The organism is Nodularia sp. LEGE 04288 (assembly GCF_963896525.1).
Classification (GTDB): domain Bacteria; phylum Cyanobacteriota; class Cyanobacteriia; order Cyanobacteriales; family Nostocaceae; genus Nodularia.
Window position 1 is genome coordinate 44,771 of the sequence record NZ_CAWQOY010000116.1, and the last position, 21,399, is coordinate 66,169.

A 21,399-nucleotide genomic window follows, 5' to 3' on the forward strand; every position below is an offset into this window, starting at 1 on the left:
AGTCAAAGTTGTGTTACACCAAAGATTGAACTGATCAGAGTTCTGAAATTAAGCATAAGTTACGATTTGCCCAAAAGTTGAGGTGTGCAGAATATGGGGATAAAATTTAAAACCTTTGGTGGTTTATTAGGGTTGCTAGTTTCTGGTGTGGCTTTTCCTTCTGTTGTAGTTGCTCAGACGGTAACACCGAATTATGAAACCACAAATGATGTGATTGAGCGGGCTTTTTTTCGACACGATCGCAACTTTTACGAGAATAGCTCCCCCAAGCGTCAGTTAGACGTAATTCTGGGTCCTGGTTCGGTTTTGCAGAATTCTTTCCCAGAAAACGAAATTGCCCGTGATGCTGACTTAGTTAACGCTGTCTATCGTGATGTCCTCCAACAGCAGGTAGGCAATGATCCCTATCTTCGCACTCCGGATTTACCTAATCCTTATGACACATCTTTGCTGATGTCTCCTCGCCTGAATGCTAATAAGCTCAGAGTTGGGACTGAGTTCCGATTTGAATCTATGACAAAGCAGTAAAATCAGAAGTTACTGCTAGAGACGCGATTAATCGCGTCTTCGTCTTTACTCAGAACTGACAAAATCCAGGGTGCAGGAGTTGAACCTGCCTTGGGCAAATTATGAGTTTGCTGCCTCAACCGCTCGGCCAACCCTGGTCGAATTTTTATTGTAGCGTAATTTGACCGCTTGTGTAAACTCCACAATAGTTGATTCGATATTCATACTACCTACATATTTTCTCGGAAATAGGGCAGACTAGTATTGATTAAGTTCTTTTAAGGATTTCGGTACACAGCTTCAAGACTTTGAATCTTCAATAAGCTTAGAATAGACCAGGATTTTTCGGCAATAGCTTGTCAGCGATGAAAATAAATTCCACTGTACTTTTAACTTTAACGTTGTTAATCTTGATGCTGGGTGCAGGTTCGGTGAGTGCGTTTTTAGGTTTTGAGATGGGGAGTTCAGCGCTCAAAGGTGTGACAACCCCAGATGGTCGCCCTAGCACGAAATTTCCTAGCAGTAAGGCCAATAACTCTCAGCAGTTAGGTGTGGCACTATTGAAAGAAGATGAGATCCTGAAAATTGTCAAGGCTCGAATTGAGGGTAAGACTAAGGCTGCTAAGTCAGAAAAGTTAGAGGAAAATGACGAGGAAACTAGAATCAGTAGGCAGAAGCCCAAGGAAAAACCCCCAGCAGTGGTTGCAGAAAAACTTCAACCAGGATTTCCAGTGACTGCACAGAGTGAGGGTGTAACTTTTGCTGTGCAATCTGTTCGCTACTCTGGTGGTGATTTGCTCATGAGAGTGAATATGCAGAATAAAGGGACTGATTCTGTGCGCTTTTTGTATAGTTTTTTGGATGTTAGCGACGAAAAAGGACGCACACTGAGTGCTAGTACAGAGGGTTTACCAGCAGAATTACCTCCTGATAGCCCAGCCGTTTCCGGTACGGTGATTATTCCTACAGCTTTACTGGATGATGTGAATCAGATATCTCTGTCTCTCACAGATTATCCGGCTCAAAAGCTGAAGCTAGAGGTGTTAAATGTTCCTGTAGAACGGTAAATGGGATTTGGGGGGTGGGAAAAAGTTTTCTGGCTACCTGATACTTAATCCCAAGATGGGGGCGTAATTTTTACACGAGCTTTGGCGGTGAGTGGTTTTTCTAGTTTAATTTGGACGGATGTGGGGCTGAGATTGTTATCAGTGCTATTGCTGATTGCGATCAATGCTTTTTTTGTGACGGCAGAGTTTTCAATGGTGACAGTCAGGCGATCGCGTATTCATCAGCTGGTTCAGGCTGGAGATATTCCGGCGATCGCTGTTCAAGGTCTACAACGTAGTATTGAAAGATTATTATCGACAACTCAGTTAGGTATTACCCTTTCTAGTTTGGCGCTGGGATGGATTGGTGAAAGTTCCATTGTTGTACTGGTGAAGTCATGGGTCAAATCCTGGCCTTTACCCTTAGAGATGAGTAATGTGATCGCTCATTCCCTATCAATTCCCATCGCCTTTTTTTTAATAGCCTATCTGCAAATTGTTTTAGGTGAACTATGTCCTAAATCATTAGCTTTGTTGTACTCCGAGGATCTAGCGCGATTTTTGGGGCCTTCAGTCAAAGCGATCGTGCGTTTTTTTAACCCCTTCATTTGGATTCTCAACCAATCAACCCGATTTTTGTTGCGGCTGTTTGGCATCGAATACACTGGACAAAGTTGGCGATCGCCTGTGACTCCAGAGGAACTACAGCTAATCATCTCCACAGAACGCGAATCAACAGGTTTAGAGCTTTCAGAACGAGAATTGTTGAATAATGTCTTTGAGTTCGGTGATGTCATAGCCCAAGAAGTGATGACTCCCCGGACTAGCATTGCAGCCTTGTCAAAAGATGCCACTTTCCAGACCTTACTTCAAGAAATGATCTCTACTGGTCACTCGCGCTATCCGATTATTGGAGACTCTTTAGATGACATTCGCGGCATAGTTTATTTTAAAGATTTGGCACAACCTTTAGCAATAGGGAAATTAACTCCAGAAGCAAATATCCAACCTTGGATGCGTCACGCTCGCTTTGTACCGGAACAAACCCCCTTGAGTGAACTATTACCTATGATGCAGCAAGAAAAGCCCGCTATGGTGATAGTAGTCAATGAATTTGGCGGTACTGTGGGATTGGTGACCATCCAAGATGTCATTGCCGAAATTATTGGTAACGCAGGCGAACCAGACAACATGGACGACTTGCTGGTGGAAATGTTAGACAACCAAACATTTTTGGTGCAAGCCCAAATCAACCTCGAAGACCTCAACGAAGTTTTACATATCAACTTACCCCTGACAAAGGAGTACCAAACCTTGGGGGGTTTTGTGCTGTATCAACTCCAGAAAATCCCCGTCAAAGACGAAACCTTCTACTATGAGAATCTGGAATTTACCGTTGTCTCAGCCGTCGGTCCACGCCTACATCAAATTCAAGTGCGACGCTTAGACGCAAGTCATTAGTCATTAGTCATTAGTCATTAGTCATTGGTCATTGGTCATTGGTCATTTGGAAGTTACCGTCTTCTCCTTCCCACTCCCCACTCCCCACTCCCCACTCCCTACTGCTGATAAGGCAAGGGGTCTTTCAACCCCAATTCTGCAAAAGCTGCAAGCCTTAAACGACAAGAATCACAGACACCGCAAGCGACATCGTATCCTGCATAGCAAGACCAAGTGAGATCCCAAGGAACTCCCAATTGGTTGCCAAGTTGGATGATTTCGGTTTTTTTCAAATCAATTAGAGGTGCAACAATTTTGATCGGGTTGCCCTCACGTCCTTGTTTGGTTCCTAGCTGGAAAACTTTCTGCATCGCCTGGATATAGTCGGGACGGCAATCAGGATATCCAGAGTAATCTAGGGCGTTAACACCAATGTAGACCCGTTCAGATGCGATCGCTTCCGCATAGCCCAGGGCAAAACTTAAAAAGATTGTATTCCGTGCCGGTACATAGGTAACTGGAATATTTTGCGACATCTGTTCGAGCGATCGCTCTTGGGGTAAATTAATTGTGTCGTCTGTCAGTGCCGAACCACCCCATTGTCGTAAGTCAAAATTGACCACCTGATGTTTAACTACCCCAGCTTTTTCAGCTACCAGGAAAGCTGACTGCAACTCTCGCCGATGTCGCTGCTGGTAATCGAAAGAAATCGGGTAACATTCATAACCATCTACTTTGGCTTGATACAAAACTGTGGAAGAGTCTAATCCTCCAGACAATAAAATTACAGCTTTCATCTCGGTTTCAACTTTTGGATTTCCCATCGCCAAATCACACTTCAACAAAATGCCAGAAACAATGCTACAGTCCTCATAAACCCATTTTGGTTATGGCGGTTTTTACTGTGTTCACATAGCCAAACAAAACTGCCTATACCAGCCCCTGGAAACAGATAGACGGCTGAATATTTAGAAGTTGCAGAAATTATGCCAAAATTGCTTGAGTATTTCAGTGGTGGCAATTCCCAATATATTCTTTTTTCATACAACCATCACCGTGCCGTTTTTTCAAATTTCTGTATTTTTGATCACAAAACAATATTATTTTTGAATTGTGCCAAGTTAAATATTGATCCCGGTTATTAATACCCAAGGGTTTTTATGAGTTATTACTTACGTCTTCATTGGTTTATAAAGTCAATAAAAAAACATAGCATATTTTATGTAAAGAAAAAAATATTAATCAATTTACAACTTAATATCCAAAAAAAAGCCAAATTTGGGGAACTGATTCCCAACTTTGAAATTCTTCATAAATGTAACCTCTATGTTACCATCTGGATGGTTTTCGACAGAGCATAACTGGCTTTCAAGTATAAATGCCAACGGCCGTAGCGTCTCTAAATTTGGTGGTTGAGGAGAGAATAATAGTGCAAAATAGCATGTCAGTGGCAGAACCAAATTCATATACACAGCGCAATCAACCAAAACCAATTCGCATAGGCGTAATTGGCGTAGGTAACATGGGACAACATCACGCGCGCATACTGAGTTCAATGAAAGATGTTGAACTAGTCGGTGTGTCAGATATTAATGTTGAACGCGGTTTAGAAACAGCTAGTAAATACAAGGGACATTTTTTTGAAGATTACTGTGACTTGCTACCTCATGTGGAAGCAGTTTGTGTTGCTGTCCCCACCCGGATGCATTACGCAGTAGGCATCAACTGTCTATTGGCTGGAATTCATGTTTTGATTGAAAAGCCAATTGCTGCCAGCATTTCTGAGGCAGAATCACTAGTAAATGCTGCGGCTGATTCTCAGTGCATTCTGCAAGTGGGTCATATTGAGCGTTTCAATCCCGCATTTAAGGAACTGAGTAAAGTTCTAAAAACAGAAAACTTGCTGGCCCTAGAAGCTCATCGCATGAGTCCTTACTCAGACCGGGCAAATGATGTTTCGGTGGTGCTGGATTTAATGATCCACGACATTGACCTGCTATTGGAACTAGCTGCTTCTCCAGTGGTGAAATTAACGGCTAGCGGTACTCGTTCTTTGGATTCTGGTTATTTGGATTACGTGACAGCTACCCTGGGCTTTGCCAATGGTATTGTTGCCACTTTAACTGCCAGCAAAGTCACTCACCGCAAAATCCGCCGCATTGTAGCTCACTGCAAAAACTCATTTACAGAAGCAGATTTTCTCAATAATGAAATTTTAATTCACCGACAAACAAATCACAATACTTTGACTGACCATCGACAAGTGCTTTATCGGCAGGATGGTTTGATTGAGAGAGTTTACACCACTAATGTCCAACCCCTGAGCGCAGAATTGGAGCATTTCGTCAATTGCGTACACGGTGGGAATCAACCTTCGGTAGGTGGTGAACAAGCCCTCAAAGCCCTCAGATTAGCAAGTTTAATTGAGCAAATGGCTTTGGAAGATCGGGTTTTGAATCCATTAGACTGGCAATCTGAAGCGAAAGTGCAGTCTTTAACCCCAACAGTGTAAAAGAGGGAATGGGGTTAAGGAAACTTCCCAGCAGGTGAGCCGGGAACGGGGGTATTCTGCGCCCCTACACCTCATCCTCTTCCTTCTCTCCTGATCCCCTGATCTCTACCGCTCCTGACTCCCTACTTGTTTTCAACTCCAGCAAGCAGAGATCATTCACCTTTGAGAAACGTAAGCTAGAGTTATCCACAAGACTGGAGAGAAAATTTCAGGAAGAAATTTGATGCTCGAATCAATAATTAATACGATTAACTCTTTGGGCTATTGGGGAATCGCTCTACTGATGTTCGTAGAAAACCTGTTTCCGCCCATTCCTTCAGAATTGATTATGCCACTGGCAGGATTTACCGCCAGGACAACCCCAGATAATCTGAATATCTTTGGCGTATTTTTTGCCGGACTTTTAGGTTCTGTAGTGGGCGCACTTGTCTGGTACTATCCAGGTAAGTTTTTGAGTGAACAGCGTTTAATAACTTTAGCCGACAAGTACGGCAAGTGGTTGACGATATCTAGCGAGGATATCACTAAGGCAAAGAAATGGTTTGACAAGCAAGGTAATAGAGCAGTATTCATCGGTCGCCTTGTACCGGGAATTCGCACTTTGGTTTCTGTTCCCGCAGGGATCAGCAATATGCACTTGCTACCATTCTTATTTTATACAACTCTGGGTAGTGCTGTCTGGGTCGGTTTGCTAACATACTCCGGATACGCGTTGGGTAGTCAGTATGAACTAGTGGAAAAGTACCTCGCACCTGTATCTAAAATCGTGATCGGGATTCTGCTGCTGGCATTTGTGGGCTGGTTAGTCAAACGTCAGCGAAAAAATACCAGAAGCTAAGAAACAGCCACTTTAAGTTGGACTTGAGAGTTACATATGCTCAAGATTCGCCTAAATTATGCCAAATAATGCTGAATAAGCCTGGGATAAGTCTATAGTTCCCGTAGCGATCGCACCAAAAAAATATCGCCTAAACTAAACATTTGGCGTATTTCTAGCTACACTTGACGGAGCCTATAATTTTTGGTATCTCAAATGTTTGTCAGTTGAGCATGATAAATTTTTAAAGTTAAGTAAGGATTAGGAGTTTTCATGACAGATCAACCTTCCGCCGCTACCCCAATGAATGCCGCCGCCATACCTCTCAATAGGATGTCAGCGTCTACTCCAATGAATGCTAATCCTGGAGCCAATCGGCCAAATCTGGGAGGCAAAACCATTCTCAGTGTGGATTTAGGCAGAACTTCTACCAAAACTTGTATCAGCCGCGAACCAGCCAATGTAGTGTTCGTACCTGCCAACGTCAAAAAAATGTCCATAGAACAGGTCAAAGGTGGCGTTTTTGAAGCCAGAGCTACTGACCCTCTCATGGATTTATGGCTGGAATATCAAGGTAATGGCTATGCTGTTGGTCAGATAGCAGCAGACTTTGGGGCGAATTTAGGAGTCGGACAATCAAAAGTAGAGGATGCACTAATCAAAGTTTTGGCTACTGCTGGCTACTTCAAACTCAAAGATGAAATCTCCGTGATCATGGGTCTTCCTTTCCTTTCTTTAGAACAATTTGAAAAGGAAAAAGCCGCCTTGACCAGCCAGGTAAGTGGGCCTCATGTGTTCAACTTCCGCGGCGAATCTATTTCGCTGAATATTACCAAAGTTTGGGTGATGCCAGAAGGTTATGGCAGTCTTCTCTGGTCGGAAGCTCAACCTAAGACAAGTAGTAACGTCCCCGATTTCACAAAAATCTCGGTGGCAGTTGTCGATATTGGTCATCAAACCATTGATCTTTTGATGGTAGATAACTTCCGTTTTGCCCGTGGTGCTTCTCAAAGTGAAGACTTTGGCATGAACAAGTTCTATGACATGGTAGCTGCCGAAATAGAGGGCGCTGATAGTCAATCTTTAGCACTGATTTCTGCGGTCAACAAACCCAAAGGTGAACGCTTATATCGTCCTAAAGGTGCAAGTAAGCCCACCAACCTTGATGATTTTCTCCCCAACCTCATAGAAATGTTTTCGCGAGACATTTGTAGTCGTGTGTTAGCCTGGTTGCCAGAGCGGGTTACTGATGTGATTATCACTGGGGGCGGTGGTGAATTCTTCTGGGAAGACGTTCAACGTTTACTTAAAGAAGCCCAAATTAATGCCCATTTAGCTGCACCTTCCCGCCAGGCTAACGCTTTGGGGCAGTATATTTATGGAGAGGCGCAATTGTCCGCCGTTCGAGCTGCTAGGGCTTAAAACTGATGTTCCAATGGTCAAAAAAGGTAGTTAAATCGGTCACGTTTAACCCAGAAGTTGCTGATGAAAGCTTGTTAGCAGTTGTGGAAAACTATTTGGAGCAACTACCTGACAAAACTTTTAGCGACATCTGTAAAGAAGCCCTATGGCAATCTTTATGTGTACCGGAAACTGTAAAACCTAGTCCAAAAACAGTAACAACAGATTCGGTTGAAACCAAAATCGATCAGTTGCAACGTCAAGTGGCTGACCTAGAGGAACGTTTTTTTGCGAATGAATCTCGGCGTTTGGAGTCGATAGAAAGCCATATTTTGCAACTTACGCAACAAATGGCGGATTTGGCAATTATGGTGACTGAGCGGCCAGTTATTCAGCCTGCAACTCCATCAGCACCAGTACAAGAAGTAACTAATACTACTTATACTGATAACCCTCCGGAAGAGGTTGATCCCGTCATCAGCCGCCTAAGTCAGTTTCTTGATGATTTTTAAGAAAGAATTAGGTTTGTGAGCATTATTCGCTCCTTTTAGCAATCCTTAATAGTTTTTACTATTAAGGATTATTAATATTTTTGAGAATTAAAATTACGTAAATATCCTGAAGAATCAGTATATAAAATTTGCCAAAAAAGTGCGATCGGAGGAAGTAGGGGCGAGGTATAGCTAAAGTCAAAAGTCAAAAGTGAAATGCTTGCTGTGAATTGGTTGGGGAATTTTTTCATGTCCTCAGCGCCCTGTCCCGTTCCCATAACAAAAATATCACTAAGAATCGATGATTGCGGTGATAGCTTGCGTGATGTAACCATACCCTATGCCTCCGCTAACAGCACTACTGAAAAATTGGCGTTGCTGAAACCAAGTATGAATTTAGCCCCATTTTAGAGATTTTCTGCTATTGCAACTATCAGCCAACTTGGTATATGTAGATAGGACTCGGAAAAACCAAACTATATTACGACTCGTAAACACCCATAAAACCCTTACCAATGACCAATGACGACCCCCACCAGTTAACTTTATTTACGCCCACTTACTTGTGTCTTTTTTTGTGACTGCTAGGGCAAAAAGTCGCGTAGTTTAATCAATAAGTATCCGAGACTTTTGAATTGTCAGGAAATGGAAATAATCTTCCCCAAGTATTCATAAAAACTTATCTGTCTAGGACTCAAATAGGGCGCAAAATTCACGGAGGAATCACAGTTTCAGGGAGTTATTGTGTAAGTCCTACTAGGCAATAATTTTAATATTTATACTTTAAGTTAAGAAATGTTAAGAAATACTTATTAAAGAATATTGCAATCAATTGATTTAATTGTTAACGTGTGTATTGGTAACGATGCTGGTGAACGCTCTGAATTTAGGAGAGATGAAACCTATGAGCTATATCCATTCAGCCAATTGTGTGTAGTGTTGATTTTTGATCTGGAAAACAAGGCAGAAATGTCTTGATTAAACAATGCAGATTACCCAGGAATATTTCGTTGCCAAAGGCTTATTTATCTTTTGATTTCAATAACGACTGAATTATTTGTCTTACCTTGTGCAAGCAAGCGAGTAGCTTTGATTGTTTCTGTCGGCAATCACGAAGAGTAGGGTAAGACACCAATTTTGGAGGTTAAAACCGATGAATATTCAAGGCAAAGTTGCTCTGATTACTGGGGCTTCTCGTGGTATTGGTAAGGCGATCGCATTTGCATTAGCGCAACGAGGGATCAAGCGGCTGATTTTGGTAGCACGCGATCGCCAAAAGCTCACTGAAGTGGCTCACCAAATTGAGTCCATGGGCGTAGAAACCACAATCTTGTCCATTGATTTAACTCAGACAATTGAAGTCAACATAGCTGTAGCGCAATTGTGGCGCAACTATGGCCCCATTCATCTGCTGGTTAATTGTGCAGGCGTAGCCTATCAAACGTCCTTTTTGCAAACCAAACTACCCCAAGTGCAAGAAGAACTCTCAGTCAACTTATTGGGAATGTACAACCTCACCAGCCTCATCGCCCGACGCATGGTCAGCCAAAAGGAAGGAACAATCGTCAATGTCTCCAGTTTGATGGGGAAAGTAGCAGCACCGACAATGGCGACTTACTCAGCTACCAAGTTTGCCATCATCGGCTTTACCCAAGCCTTGCGTCGAGAACTCGCCGAACACAACATCCGGGTGATTGCCTTATTACCCACTCTGACAGACACAGATATGGCGCGTGACTTAAAATTATTTCGCTGGGTGATCCCCATGAACCCCGAAGAAGTCGCGGAGGTACTCGTCTCTGGATTGCAAAAAGATGCACCAGAAATTTTAGTTGGTTGGCAAAGTCATTTAGCAGTTTGGTGTCAGCGTTTAGCCCCTTGGCTACTAGAGATAATTTTGCAAATCGCCACTCCGCCAACTGTGACAAAACCACAGCTTACCGCCAAACGCAGTTTTATGACCAAAATTTATCGTTTTAGCGATTTGTTATGGTCAAGAACCTGAATTTTCTCTCCCCCTAAAATTTAATAATTTTATCCTGCGGTCAATTTCTTTAACTTTTCAGATAAAAACGGTAATAACCCACCAGGTAGAACACATTGACCGCAATTAGCATTCCCTTACCCCAGTTTGTTAACGTAGAGCCAATATTTTGCCAAAAAGGTTGATCATACACATCTGACCAAATCTGCTTTTCTGGCAGACGGTAAACAAACTTCATCACCAAGTAGAACATAAAGATGGGAATATCTGGTAAGACTGCACCGATGAGAATCGCCGGACTTGCTTGATCTCGTAGTTGTTGATTAAAAATGACCAAATTGAGAATTGCATGGCTGGGAGTATTCATGTAATCGGTGCAAAATGAATAGATTTAACTTATTTCGGAGCAAGCATAAATGCTGACATTACCTACAACGCTTCCTACTTTGCCCGAAATCATCGATGACTTACCAAATATTTGCGGTTGGGAAACAGAGGTGCTTTCTGTAGTTAACCATGATGCACCTGTATTTTTACCCTCCACAAATATCCGCTTAGAGGATGTAAAAGCTGTATTTGCGATCGCCTTACATATGCACCAGCCCACAATACCTGCGGGACATGATGGTGGATTAATCAGCAATCTGCAATATATGTTTGAACATACCCACGAAGGAGATAACCATAACGCCGCACCTTTCGCCCATTGTTACAGCCGCATGGGAGACTTGATCCCCGAACTCGTCAATCAAGGTTGCAATCCCCGTGTGATGTTGGATTACTCTGGGAATCTCTTGTGGGGACTCAGACAAATGGGACGCAACGATATCTTAGATAATCTCAAACGGATCACCTGCGATCCCACCTATCAACCTTATGTAGAATGGCTGGGGACAATGTGGGGTCATGCAGTCATTCCATCCACACCCATAGCCGATATTAAATTGCATATCGTCGCCTGGCAACATCATTTTGCCGCAATTTTTGGTTGGTCAGCACTAGCGAGAGTCAAAGGATTTTCTCCCCCAGAAATGCACCTCCCAAATCATCCTGACACCTTATTTGCATTTATCAAAGCTCTGAAAGAATGCGGCTATCGCTGGTTACTTGTACAAGAACATTCCGTAGAAACAATTAGCGGTCAATCTCTGACTCACAAACACTTACCACATCGGTTAATTGCTCGTAACTCCCAAGGCGAAACAATTAGTATTACAGCCCTGATTAAAACCCAAGGTTCAGATACTAAATTAGTCGCTCAGATGCAACCTTACTATGAAGCCAAAACCTTAGATAAACAACAAGTAGGAAATGTTTTAATTCCACCGATTGTCAGTCAAATTGGGGATGGTGAAAATGGTGGAGTCATGATGAATGAATTTCCCAATGCTTTCCAACAAGCTTGGGGAGATATGGTAAATCAAGGAGGAGGTAAAGCTGGCGTTGTCGGGGTGTGTGGTACAGAATATTTAGAATTAATCACAGATGCTGGTTGTCAAACCGAAGACTATCCCACCTGTCAACCAGTAGGACAACATCAAATCTGGCAGAGAGTTTCACCTGAAAACTGCCAACCTGAAGCTGTAGAAACTGCTATTCAAGAATTAAAACAAATTAATCCCAACTTTCACATGGATGGAGCCTCCTGGACGAATCATATTAGTTGGGTAAAAGGATATGAAAATGTCATCTCTCCCATGTATGAATTAAGCAGTTTATTTCATCAAAATATTGATCACAGATTCCCAACTAATTCATCAGAATATCGTCATCTTCTAGTACATAATTTGTTGCTGCAAACGAGTTGTTTTCGTTACTGGGGACAAGGTTCCTGGACTGACCATGCACGTAATATTTACCAAAGGGGCGAAAACTTGCTGAAAACCCTATCCGACTCTCGCTAAAAATTGTAAATTAGAGGATATATCGCCATTTTTAAACTTGGATTAGTTTGTGTTTGTAGCTACAACTAAACATTACAATTAAATCAACTACAGATAGACTGTATAGTCTCATATGTCTGCCTTGAGAACGGTTAAGATTTCATCTAAAATCGCTAAATTGACCTTAGATAACAACACACCAAGATTAACTTAATCGTTTTTATCTCAGGAGAATATTAATATGGTTGAGACTAAGCAGACTGCGAATAATCAAAGTGAAAATGTTAACCGTACCACTACAGAACAATCTTGCGTGGGTACAACAAGGGCGGATATGGGAGGAGTATCTAGTACAGAAGACGCTAACCGCACAACTACAGGCGAATCCCGTTCCAGTGCAGTAAAAAATGGATCTCAAGCCGAAACTCAAAGAGAAAAAGGCAGCATGAATCCAGCATTAAGTAGAGCTTTGATCGGTGGACTTATTGGTGGAACTTTGGGATCATTAGCTGGGGCTTTGGCTGGGAGAAGAATTGGTGAGGGATTTAACCACACCATGAGAGGTGTCAAAGACGCATCAAAGACCATAGCTGAAGGTCTTGGACATACAGCCAGAGGTGTAGGAGATGTAGCCAAGAGTTTTGCAGAAGGTGCTAGCCATGCGGTTGTTGGTGATATCGGTGATGCATTAGACACAGCCCAAGGTGTTGCTGAGGGAGTTAAGCAAACCGCAGCCAGTACATTGAATGCAGTACAGCAGACAGCCCAGGATGTTAACCAAGCTGTACAAAACACTACTGAAAAAACAAATTCAGGAGCAGAGAATACCAGACCCTGGCAAAATGGGGGTAACCAAGATAGCCAGCAGACTCAAAATCAAGATAGTGGTATGGGTCAGCGCGAAACTAGTACCCAGTCGATCTACATTTCCACCCCAGAATATACAGAAGGATATGTAGGTGAATCAACAACTTTTGTCAATGAGAAAATTTCCATAGAGCCTTTTGAAGATAGCTCCATTGAACAAGAGATTAATCGGATTGATAGTTAAGCAAAATTTAGCAGTCAAGAAAATATTTATCTGGAATTAGTGACATCTTGCACCAGGCGACTGGAAATTGCACGCCAGGGCTAGGTGCAAGATATTAGCATCTCAGGGGCGCGATGATACCCCCGTCCAGAATGAAAGAAATACATTGAAATTTCAAACCTCAAATCCTGACCCGGAAAATCAATCAAGAGGTATTGATGATGAATGGAAATCAGCAGTTTTCAAATCCGCTTGAAGACAATAAAGATGTCTATACAAATCAAGCTGATATTAATAAAGTAACTCCAGAGTCAAGTAATGAGTTCTCTAAAATAGTATTTGGAACTTTTATGGGTGCTACCTTGGGCGCATTAGCTGGGGCTTTAGCTATGAGAGGTACAGCCCAAAGAGTTAACGAAACTGTGAAAAATTTAGGTGAGGTAGTTAAGGCGACAACTCATAATTTTAATCAAACAGTCAAAGGCGTAGGGGATGCAATCAAGACGGTATCTCAGGGAGTTAATGAGACTGTCAAAGATGTGAGTGATGCTGTTAAGGGTACAGCAGTAGATGTTAACGATACTGTCAAAGATACTATGGTAAATGTCAAAGGTACGGCAGTAGATGTTACCGATACTGTGGAAAATACTGTAGAGATTGTTAAGGGCGCAAATCAAGGAATAAGCGACACTATTCAAGGGACAGTCAACATAGCTAAAAGTGCCGTTCCAGATGTTAAATCCTCTGGTAGTCAGAGCGTCAGTCAACCTAGTAACCAGACTGCATATATTTTAGTGCCTGTGGACAAGCAAAAGTCAGTTTAGCCCTGGTGATGAGAAATTGCGGAACTAGTAGGGTATGTTATGCGGTGAATCGGCCGCAGCCGAATTGTTGACGGTGCGCTGCGCGACAACACACCCTACATTTAATTTGTCTTTACATAGCGATAAATATTCGTGCCTACCTACTTATATATTTAATCAAACTAAAGGTAATAATATTTCAAATTCAGTACCTATACCTAATTGCGAACGAAAATTTAATTTTCCACCATGCCTTGCTGCGATAATGCGATAACTCATCGCTAAACTAGTTTCTTGATCAACCCATTTGTCTAAAGAAAAAGACTCGATAATTTGCTGTTGCGATTCTGGAGACATTCCTGGGCCATTATCAGCAATACAGACTGAAACCCAACGCGAATCTGGCGCATCTGCTTGGGTAGGTTCTAAGGAAATGACTTGTGTCGTAATTTCAATTCGTGGGTTGGTAGGAGTGTTTGTATATTCTTGACGCAACTTTTGCCGCATTGATTCATTAAGTAAACCATCTACAGCTAGGGTTAAAATATTCATTAAAACTTGATTTAACTGCCCCATAAAACAGTAAATTGGTGGCAATTGACCGTAATTTTTAATTATTTCAAATTCTCCTTTTAATCGACTCTGAATCAGTAGGACAATACTATCTATACAGGCGTGTAAGTCTGCTGGTTTGGGATGAATTTCATCGATATAACAAAAATTTTGTAAGCCGGTGACCAGTTTTTTTAACCTTTCTGATCCTGTGCGAATACTCTTTACAACTTTTGATAAATCTTCTTCTAAAAATTCAAATTCTATTTCTTCTTTAAGATGGTTAATTTGGGCAGAAATTTGAGGTGATTCTTGATCATATTCAGCGATGAGTTTGAGCAAATCTTGAGTGTATTTAGAAATGTAAGTTAAATTACCCCAGATAAAACTAACTGGATCGAGAATTTCGTGTGCTACTCCATCTACCAAGCGCCCTAGACGTGCCATTTTGTCATTTTGAATCATTTGGGCTTGGCTACGTTCATAGCGCATCTGAGTTTTGATTCCCTGAATTTGCCAAGCAGCGATGTTTAAGTCATGTATATCTAATAAGTGGTAGGTATGATCTGCTGTTTCGATGACGATTGGTTCTGCTAAAAGTTCAGGCGATCGCCTGAGAGTATGTTGTATCGCTGTTAAAATCGGTGTTGTCCCCGCTAGCAGCACAATCGCTGTACGTGCATAACTGTAAAGGACACCCAATGTTGCTTGGGTAAATAACTCTTGTCCATGAGGGCGAATCAGAAATTCCAGCAGTCGTCGCCGTGAAATCATCCCCATGAATTGTCCCTGTTCTAGTAAGATTGCTCCGGGTAGCAGTGGATATTTTTCCAAATAATCAGCAACTTCAGCCGCACTACAACTAATTTCTACCTGAAAGTTGTATATTGGCAGTTCTTGGATTACTGAGTCTAAACACAGATCGCGATCGCTACCACAAGAGAACACTGGCGGCGAGATGAGGTGATTAAATTCTTGTGACACTGGGTTTGTAATAAGCTAATATTTTATTCCTTGCTCGTCTCGGCTCAATTGGGAGATAGCGGACAAAAGAAACAGCGTCATCATTCATGACATGGGATGAATCGTAGCAGAGTTTGCCAAAATTACAGAATTTAGCAATCATCAGTGAACTGACAAGTCAGCCCTAGCCCTATCGCGGAATGTTTAAACACTATGAACACTTTATGAAATTTAGGGGAAGATTACATCCTGACTCACTAGTTTACAGTAAGTATAAACATCAAGTGAGCAAACATCATGCAGCTAGAGGCTTATTGCCCCAAACCCGGAACCATTTCCCTCATGGGACAATCTGACAATCAGTCAGCTTAGGTAAATGCACATAATTAAACATAGCGATGCAGAACTGGCCCGCGGCGATTATCGCTTAAGCGTAACTAGAAAGAAAAGACTAATATCCTGTTTAAATAAGCGTGAGTTACCCATAGATACTTTTGATCCCCATTCCGATAGAATGGCTAGGCATAACCTAAAAACATTAAACCGCTTTTGACTGCCATACCCATGAATCAACTGAACAATGGTTTCACTATATTTCTGAGTTTGCTAGTCGAGGCGATGCCGTTTTTGCTATTTGGGGTTTTATTCTCCAGTGTGCTGCTGATTTTTATCGATGAGCGCCAATTAGTCACCAGAATGCCCAAAAATCCGGTATTGGGTGCTTTAGCAGGTAGTCTAATCGGCTTTATGTTTCCGGTGTGTGAGTGCGGTAATGTCCCGGTAGCAAGGCGATTGCTAATGCAGGGAGTACCCACACCCGTGGCGATTGGTTTTTTGCTCGCAGCACCAACGATTAACCCCATTGTCATTTGGGCAACTTGGCTAGCCTTTCGAGACCAGCCAGAAATAGTAGTTTTACGAGTGGTATTTTCGCTGTTAATTGCCGTAATTATTGGCATTGTTTTCAGTTTTCAGAAAGATGTAACGCCTCTAGTCCAACCTGCGATCGCCCGTTATCTCAAATTCAACCCACCAGCCCAGCCAGAAACTAAACGCCGTGGTCGAGGTGACGCAGCAAAAGCAACAGTACCGAGTGTATTGAAATCCGGGACTTATATTTTAGGAGGAAAACCGGGACTAACTCAGCGCTTAGATCCTAATTTATTACAGGCGGCGACCCCAGCTGCCAGCCCTAGTAAATCTGTTGCGGATAAACTACGCCTGGTTTTGGATAATGTCATCCAGGAATTGCGAGAGTTGGGCGGCGTAATGATTTTAGGTAGTGCGATCGCAGCTTCTGTGCAAGTATTTGCTCCCCGTGAATTAATCCTCAGTTTGGGTGCGGGACACATTACTTCAATAGTCGTCATGCTGATCTTAGCCGTAGTTGTATCAGTCTGTTCCACGGTGGATTCATTCTTTGCCCTGTCATTTGCCTCGGCTTTTAGTAGTGGTTCCCTGTTAGCATTTTTAGTATTTGGCCCAATGGTTGACATCAAAAGTATTGGATTGATGTTAACCGTCTTTAATGCCAAGACTATATTTTATTTATTTGCTTTGGCCGCACAGTTGACCTTTTTGTTCTCCCTATTCATAAACTTGTATGTGCTTTAAAGTTTGTGCTTTATTAAGTTGTCAGTAAATGATTTATTCTTCGGCATTTACTACTGACTAATTTATTTTTACCAATGGCTAGAAAAACTACAATTCCCCGGCAAAATATCTTATTCCCCTGGATTGATGCCTTAGCAGTGACAAGTTGGGGCATTCTGATGTTGCAATACTGGGTATCAGGCAAATTATATTTGTTGATTCATCCCAATTTCTTTGGATTGGTGATTGGATGTGGTATTGCCTTTGTGATCATTGGTGTGTTGAAGATGCGCGAAATTTGGCGGCTACGTCGTCGCCGGGTTGATACATCTAACCTTCAGCATATGAATTTATTTCCCCCTGGCTGGGGTAGCGCCTTGTTATTATTTGTGGCGATTTTGGGTTTAATGATTACACCCCGCGTTTTTGCGAGTGATACTGCTATGCAGCTGGGTGTGACTGATTTATTATCCACCGGACGCGCTCAACCCCAATCCTTTCGTCCTTCGACTCGCCCAGAGGAGCGCTCACTTGTGGATTGGGCGCGCACTCTTAACGTCTACCCAGAACCAGACTCATATACAGGTCAAGATGCCAAAGTTCAAGGATTTGTGATTCATCCACCAGATATTGGAGAAGATTATGTTTTTCTGGCGCGATTTGTGCTGACTTGTTGTGCAGCAGATGCTTATCCTGTAGGATTGCCAGTCAAACTCCCAGAAAATCAAAAACGCTATCCTCCCGACACTTGGCTGGAAGTAGAAGGAAAAATGATCACAGAAACTTTAGCAGGTAAACGCAATCTGACCATTGCGGCTACTGCGATCAAAGAAATTCCCCAACCCCGTAATCCTTATAGTTATTAGTAATTAATAACTGACAACTGAAAACTCATCACTGATAACTGAAAAATGGCTACATCCAAGACATTGATCCAACCACTAGATCGCGTGGCGATCGCACTGATGCTGCTACTGACTCTGCTGATTGGATTTATGATATTTCAAGGTGATGTGGTGGCAGCTCGTGTCCGGGAATTTACCTGGGAAAATCAACAAATTGGCGCAGACGATATTTCCTTTACGCTCAACTTTAGTCGCCCAATGGACATCAAAAGTGTAGAGAAAAACTTGAGCATCGAGCCACCTCTAGCAGGTAAAATCAGTTGGGCAGGGCGGCGGATGGTTTATACACTGCTGACACCAGCCCCCTATGGGACAAATTATGAAGTGCGGTTGCAAGACGCAAAAGATCGGTTTGCGGAAAAAAAAGGGAAAAATCGAGTCCTCCAGCCCTTTGTCGGTAATTTTAGCTCCCGCGATCGCGTGATTATGTACATAGGAGCCGATCCAGAAAATCAAGGGCAGTTAGTTCTCTACAATTTAACCAAAGAGACAAAAAATATAATTACCCCCAAAGACCTGGTTGTCATGGACTTTAAGCCATTTCCCGATGGGGCAAAGATTTTATTTTCGGCTCGCACTTCCAACAATCAAGACCTACTCTCCGCGCAGCTATACACTGTCACCACAGGCATTTCCACACAACCGGAAACCCCAGCAGAACCAGCAGGTAGAGTTGACTTGGTTTTAGATAATCAGCAATATCAAAACTTGAAGTTTGACTTATCGCCTGATGGTAAAACAATTGTTGTGCAGCGAGGAAACAGAAAGAACCCTAGCGATTTTGGGTTATGGTTTATGCCCACCACGAGCAATACCAGAGAAAGACCCACCCCCCAGCGCCTAGAAAGCCAACCAGGGGGAGATTTTATGATCACTCCCGATAGTAAAGCCGTAGCAGTTGCCCAAGGTCAAGGAGCGGCGATTCTACCACTACAAACTGATGCCAGCAAACCTCTGGATTTTCTCCCCCAATTTGGCTTAGTGCAGTCTTTCTCCAAAGACGGTTCTCAAGCAGCAATGGTAAAATTTAATACTGATTACACCAGAGATTTGTTTTTGGTCACCAACCAAGGGATTCAGAAACCCCTGTTAAAAACCACAGGCTCTATTCTCAACTGCCAATTTGATCCCGCTTCACCTACCCTCTACTGTTTGCTGACACAGCTGATATCTGATGAAGAATATGTAGAACAGCCTTATTTAGTGGCAATTGACCTGAAAACGGGAGAACAAAAACCACTGTTATTACTACCAATTGAACAGAGGAATGTGCAAATGAGTTTAGCACCGGATGGTTTGGGCTTGCTCTTTGATCAAGTGATGCCACAACTAGATCCCGTATCCTTATCTGCCAACGTCCTCAAGACCGAAGATGGAGAGGCGATCGCTACTAGTAGCCTGTGGTTAATGCCTTTGTTACCCATTGATGATGCTGCCAACACTACAATCAGACCAGAAAAACTACCTTTAGTGGGATTTCATCCTCGTTGGTTGCCGTGAGCAATTAGATATCGCCATCATAAATGTTAATAAAAGTCAAGCAGGTTAATACCCTGTCTCTGCATCTGTAAGAAACCCTGTATATTGGTAGTATTTGCACGATAATCCGCCTTGATTCCGAAGGTTGACGGCAGATAAGCTCTTAATGTTATAACGGCATCAGATATCAAGACAAAAATGTGAGCATTGACTCATGACTAATCACTCAAAGTTGCGAACAGTCTAACTTAGCTTCTACAGTAAACCCTGATCTGACGTAATTGATCAGCAATACTGGACATTTGTTAAGTGAGTGGGTCAAGTGCTATCAACTCGGAAATTGTCAAATTTAATGGCATCAATTCATTAAGTTTGACCTGCTATCCCTCCCCGACTCCAGCGTTTGCGGCAGTGTTCCGTAGTCAAGCAAGTCGGGGTATCTCGCAGAAAAAAGATGAAATCCCTAAATTCTGATAATTCGCTACAATCTGAGCCGCCAAGCTGTCCATTTTACTCAATTGTGCCTCCTGACAACATGGTAAATACACAATTGCCGCTCCTCCAACCTGCGGCTGAAGCCCAGCCAGAGAGACAAACTCCTGATTCCCAGCAGGATAAAACTCAGTCAGACTGGGTTGTGGAGCCGAATAGCGAACAACAAATACTTATTGATCTTGAATTTAAAAAGTTACTAGCATTAAATGAAGAATTGCGTGCGGCAAACAATCAGTTGTATGAGGAGGTGGAGCATCTCAAAGATGACTTAGCTGAATCAGAAAAGGCTTTGCAGTGGCAGAAAAGGCGTTCTAGTGTCGCCGAGTCCATGCTTAACCAACAAACTAAAGAACTGGCCGCAGCCCAAGAACAGATTCAATCTCTATTCCAAGAGTTAGAAACATCTGTACAAACTGTTCAACGCCAAGAAAGCCTTATTGAAACTTATAAAGCACAACTACAAATTAGCCAACAGCGCCTGGCTAAGTTAGAGCGAGAATGTGCGCTCCTACAAACTAACTATAACGAACAGTCTCACCAGGCATCGCAATCAGAAAATACTTGTCGAGAGCTACGTAGTCGGCTCATGCGACAACAACGCCAGACTCTACAATTCAAAGCAGCTCTGGAAAAATGTCTAGAGACACCCGGACAAAATGATTCTTCAGAGGATACAGCCAGCCACCAAACCAGATTTTCCCGAAAGGCTCGGTCTTTGTTTCCTAATGTCCAGCCCATTAGACCTTGGTCAGAATCAGAATCCAATGGCGATCAATTGGATTCTCCTTGGAATCAATCTTTAACATCGCCCCCATGCAGCAGTGATCATTCTGAGCCGATGTCATCATCCCCTGAGAAATTGGCAGTTCACTCAGAAACACCCGCACCACAAGCAGTGTCAGAAATAGACGATGCTCCCACGACATCAGAAACTATTTCATCTTTGGGGTCATCAAAGCTAGATGATCAATTGGATAGTCTGATCCAAATGTTTTTTACTAATGATCCGGCATCTACATCGCCACCCCCGGCGGAAATTCATGTAGACAACAATCAAACTCCAGCACCTGTCGGGGAAACTTGGGGTACAACTTTGGCACAGGATCAGCAATCAGAATCTTTACCAGAAGCGGAATTTCAAATCCTGGTTGGAGAGGAAGATTCCCCACCTTCATCTGTAAATGATTCACCAGATGCGTCTACTTTGGCTTTGAGCGAGACGACTGTTGATAGCTCATCTATGGAAGCATTGGAAAATTATTGGTCAGAAAAGTCACAATTGCATCAGGCTGATTTGACGGCAAATGATCCTGGGGACTACGCCAACGATACTCAATCGCCCTCACCGGTGGTTTATCCCCAACGTCCACCTAAAGGGCGCAAGTCTTTGTCATCTGTAGAACTACCGAATTTCCGCATAAATAATCAATATGATCATCCTCAGTAATGGTGGGTTAAGCAGTCGCTAACCCACCCGACAATTTTGGGGAAATCCCGC

General features: G+C 42.7%; 18 protein-coding genes and 1 tRNA gene. 15 read left to right on the top strand and 4 right to left on the bottom strand.

The features are described from left to right. The first annotated feature begins 93 nt into the window (after nt 1-93). A complete protein-coding gene (locus AACX33_RS14145; RefSeq protein ID WP_193998819.1) occupies nt 94-528 on the top strand; it encodes a hypothetical protein in 435 nt (144 codons plus the stop codon). A 64-nt stretch (nt 529-592) separates the two neighbouring features. On the opposite strand, the gene AACX33_RS14150 is transcribed toward AACX33_RS14145, so the two are convergent. After that, nucleotides 593-665, bottom strand: a tRNA-Ile gene (locus AACX33_RS14150). Between the two features lie 207 nt (nt 666-872). On the opposite strand from AACX33_RS14150, the gene AACX33_RS14155 reads away from it, so the two are divergent. Together AACX33_RS14155 and AACX33_RS14160 are read left to right on the top strand one after the other, a co-directional pair. Then, the gene (locus tag AACX33_RS14155) at nt 873-1,574 is read left to right on the top strand and encodes a hypothetical protein (protein ID WP_193998820.1); all 702 of its coding nucleotides are present in this window, start codon (nt 873-875) and stop codon (nt 1,572-1,574) included. Between the two features lie 87 nt (nt 1,575-1,661). After that, nucleotides 1,662-3,014: a CNNM domain-containing protein gene (locus AACX33_RS14160; RefSeq protein WP_193998821.1), complete on the top strand. Its 1,353-nt coding sequence runs from the start codon at nt 1,662-1,664 to the stop codon at nt 3,012-3,014. 98 nt (nt 3,015-3,112) lie between these two features. Here AACX33_RS14160 and queC read toward each other — a convergent pair whose 3' ends face one another. Further along, complete coding sequence (queC, locus tag AACX33_RS14165) at nt 3,113-3,790, bottom strand: 7-cyano-7-deazaguanine synthase QueC (protein ID WP_193999097.1); 678 nt, start codon at nt 3,788-3,790, stop codon at nt 3,113-3,115. Nucleotides 3,791-4,422: 632 nt separating this feature from the next. Here queC and AACX33_RS14170 point away from each other — a divergent pair. The 5 genes from AACX33_RS14170 (at nt 4,423) to AACX33_RS14190 (ending at nt 10,219) form a co-directional block, all read left to right on the top strand. After that, nucleotides 4,423-5,505 (top strand): Gfo/Idh/MocA family oxidoreductase, encoded by a 1,083-nt coding sequence (locus tag AACX33_RS14170; protein WP_193998822.1) that lies wholly within the window; start codon nt 4,423-4,425, stop codon nt 5,503-5,505. A gap of 223 nt (nt 5,506-5,728) precedes the next feature. Then, a complete protein-coding gene (locus tag AACX33_RS14175; RefSeq protein WP_193998823.1) occupies nt 5,729-6,343 on the top strand; it encodes a DedA family protein in 615 nt (204 codons plus the stop codon). Between the two features lie 252 nt (nt 6,344-6,595). Next, the gene (locus AACX33_RS14180) at nt 6,596-7,744 is read left to right on the top strand and encodes a ParM/StbA family protein (RefSeq protein ID WP_193998824.1); all 1,149 of its coding nucleotides are present in this window, start codon (nt 6,596-6,598) and stop codon (nt 7,742-7,744) included. A gap of 5 nt (nt 7,745-7,749) precedes the next feature. After that, nucleotides 7,750-8,235: a plasmid segregation centromere-binding protein ParR gene (locus AACX33_RS14185; RefSeq protein WP_193998825.1), complete on the top strand. Its 486-nt coding sequence runs from the start codon at nt 7,750-7,752 to the stop codon at nt 8,233-8,235. Between the two features lie 1,132 nt (nt 8,236-9,367). Further along, nucleotides 9,368-10,219: an SDR family NAD(P)-dependent oxidoreductase gene (locus AACX33_RS14190; protein ID WP_193998826.1), complete on the top strand. Its 852-nt coding sequence runs from the start codon at nt 9,368-9,370 to the stop codon at nt 10,217-10,219. Between the two features lie 49 nt (nt 10,220-10,268). Here the strand turns inward: AACX33_RS14190 and AACX33_RS14195 are convergent, their stop codons facing one another. After that, nucleotides 10,269-10,565 carry a hypothetical protein gene (locus AACX33_RS14195; RefSeq protein WP_193998827.1) on the bottom strand — a complete coding sequence of 99 codons (297 nt, stop codon included), beginning with the start codon at nt 10,563-10,565 and terminating at the stop codon, nt 10,269-10,271. A gap of 49 nt (nt 10,566-10,614) precedes the next feature. Between AACX33_RS14195 and AACX33_RS14200 the strand changes: the two genes are divergently transcribed. The 3 genes from AACX33_RS14200 (at nt 10,615) to AACX33_RS14210 (ending at nt 13,935) form a co-directional block, all read left to right on the top strand. After that, the gene (locus tag AACX33_RS14200) at nt 10,615-12,102 is read left to right on the top strand and encodes a glycosyl hydrolase family 57 (RefSeq protein WP_193998828.1); all 1,488 of its coding nucleotides are present in this window, start codon (nt 10,615-10,617) and stop codon (nt 12,100-12,102) included. Between the two features lie 220 nt (nt 12,103-12,322). After that, nucleotides 12,323-13,132 carry a hypothetical protein gene (locus AACX33_RS14205; RefSeq protein WP_193998829.1) on the top strand — a complete coding sequence of 270 codons (810 nt, stop codon included), beginning with the start codon at nt 12,323-12,325 and terminating at the stop codon, nt 13,130-13,132. 197 nt (nt 13,133-13,329) lie between these two features. Then, on the top strand, nt 13,330-13,935 hold the full coding sequence (locus AACX33_RS14210; RefSeq protein ID WP_227788687.1) for a hypothetical protein: 606 nt from the start codon (nt 13,330-13,332) through the stop codon (nt 13,933-13,935). A gap of 156 nt (nt 13,936-14,091) precedes the next feature. Here AACX33_RS14210 and AACX33_RS14215 read toward each other — a convergent pair whose 3' ends face one another. After that, on the bottom strand, nt 14,092-15,450 hold the full coding sequence (locus AACX33_RS14215) for a sensor histidine kinase (protein WP_193998830.1): 1,359 nt from the start codon (nt 15,448-15,450) through the stop codon (nt 14,092-14,094). 543 nt (nt 15,451-15,993) lie between these two features. Between AACX33_RS14215 and AACX33_RS14220 the strand changes: the two genes are divergently transcribed. The 4 genes from AACX33_RS14220 to AACX33_RS14235 all read left to right on the top strand — a co-directional run bounded on the left by AACX33_RS14220 (nt 15,994) and on the right by AACX33_RS14235 (nt 21,348). Beyond that, nucleotides 15,994-17,043, top strand: coding sequence for a permease (locus tag AACX33_RS14220; protein ID WP_193998831.1), 1,050 nt, complete (start codon nt 15,994-15,996; stop codon nt 17,041-17,043). A gap of 74 nt (nt 17,044-17,117) precedes the next feature. Then, complete coding sequence (locus AACX33_RS14225; RefSeq protein WP_193998832.1) at nt 17,118-17,888, top strand: TIGR03943 family putative permease subunit; 771 nt, start codon at nt 17,118-17,120, stop codon at nt 17,886-17,888. Between the two features lie 45 nt (nt 17,889-17,933). Further along, entirely contained in the window at nt 17,934-19,427 is a 1,494-nt protein-coding gene (locus AACX33_RS14230; RefSeq protein WP_193998833.1) for a hypothetical protein, read from the top strand. Between the two features lie 433 nt (nt 19,428-19,860). Then, entirely contained in the window at nt 19,861-21,348 is a 1,488-nt protein-coding gene (locus tag AACX33_RS14235; RefSeq protein ID WP_193998834.1) for a hypothetical protein, read from the top strand. The last annotated feature ends 51 nt before the right edge of the window (nt 21,349-21,399 follow it).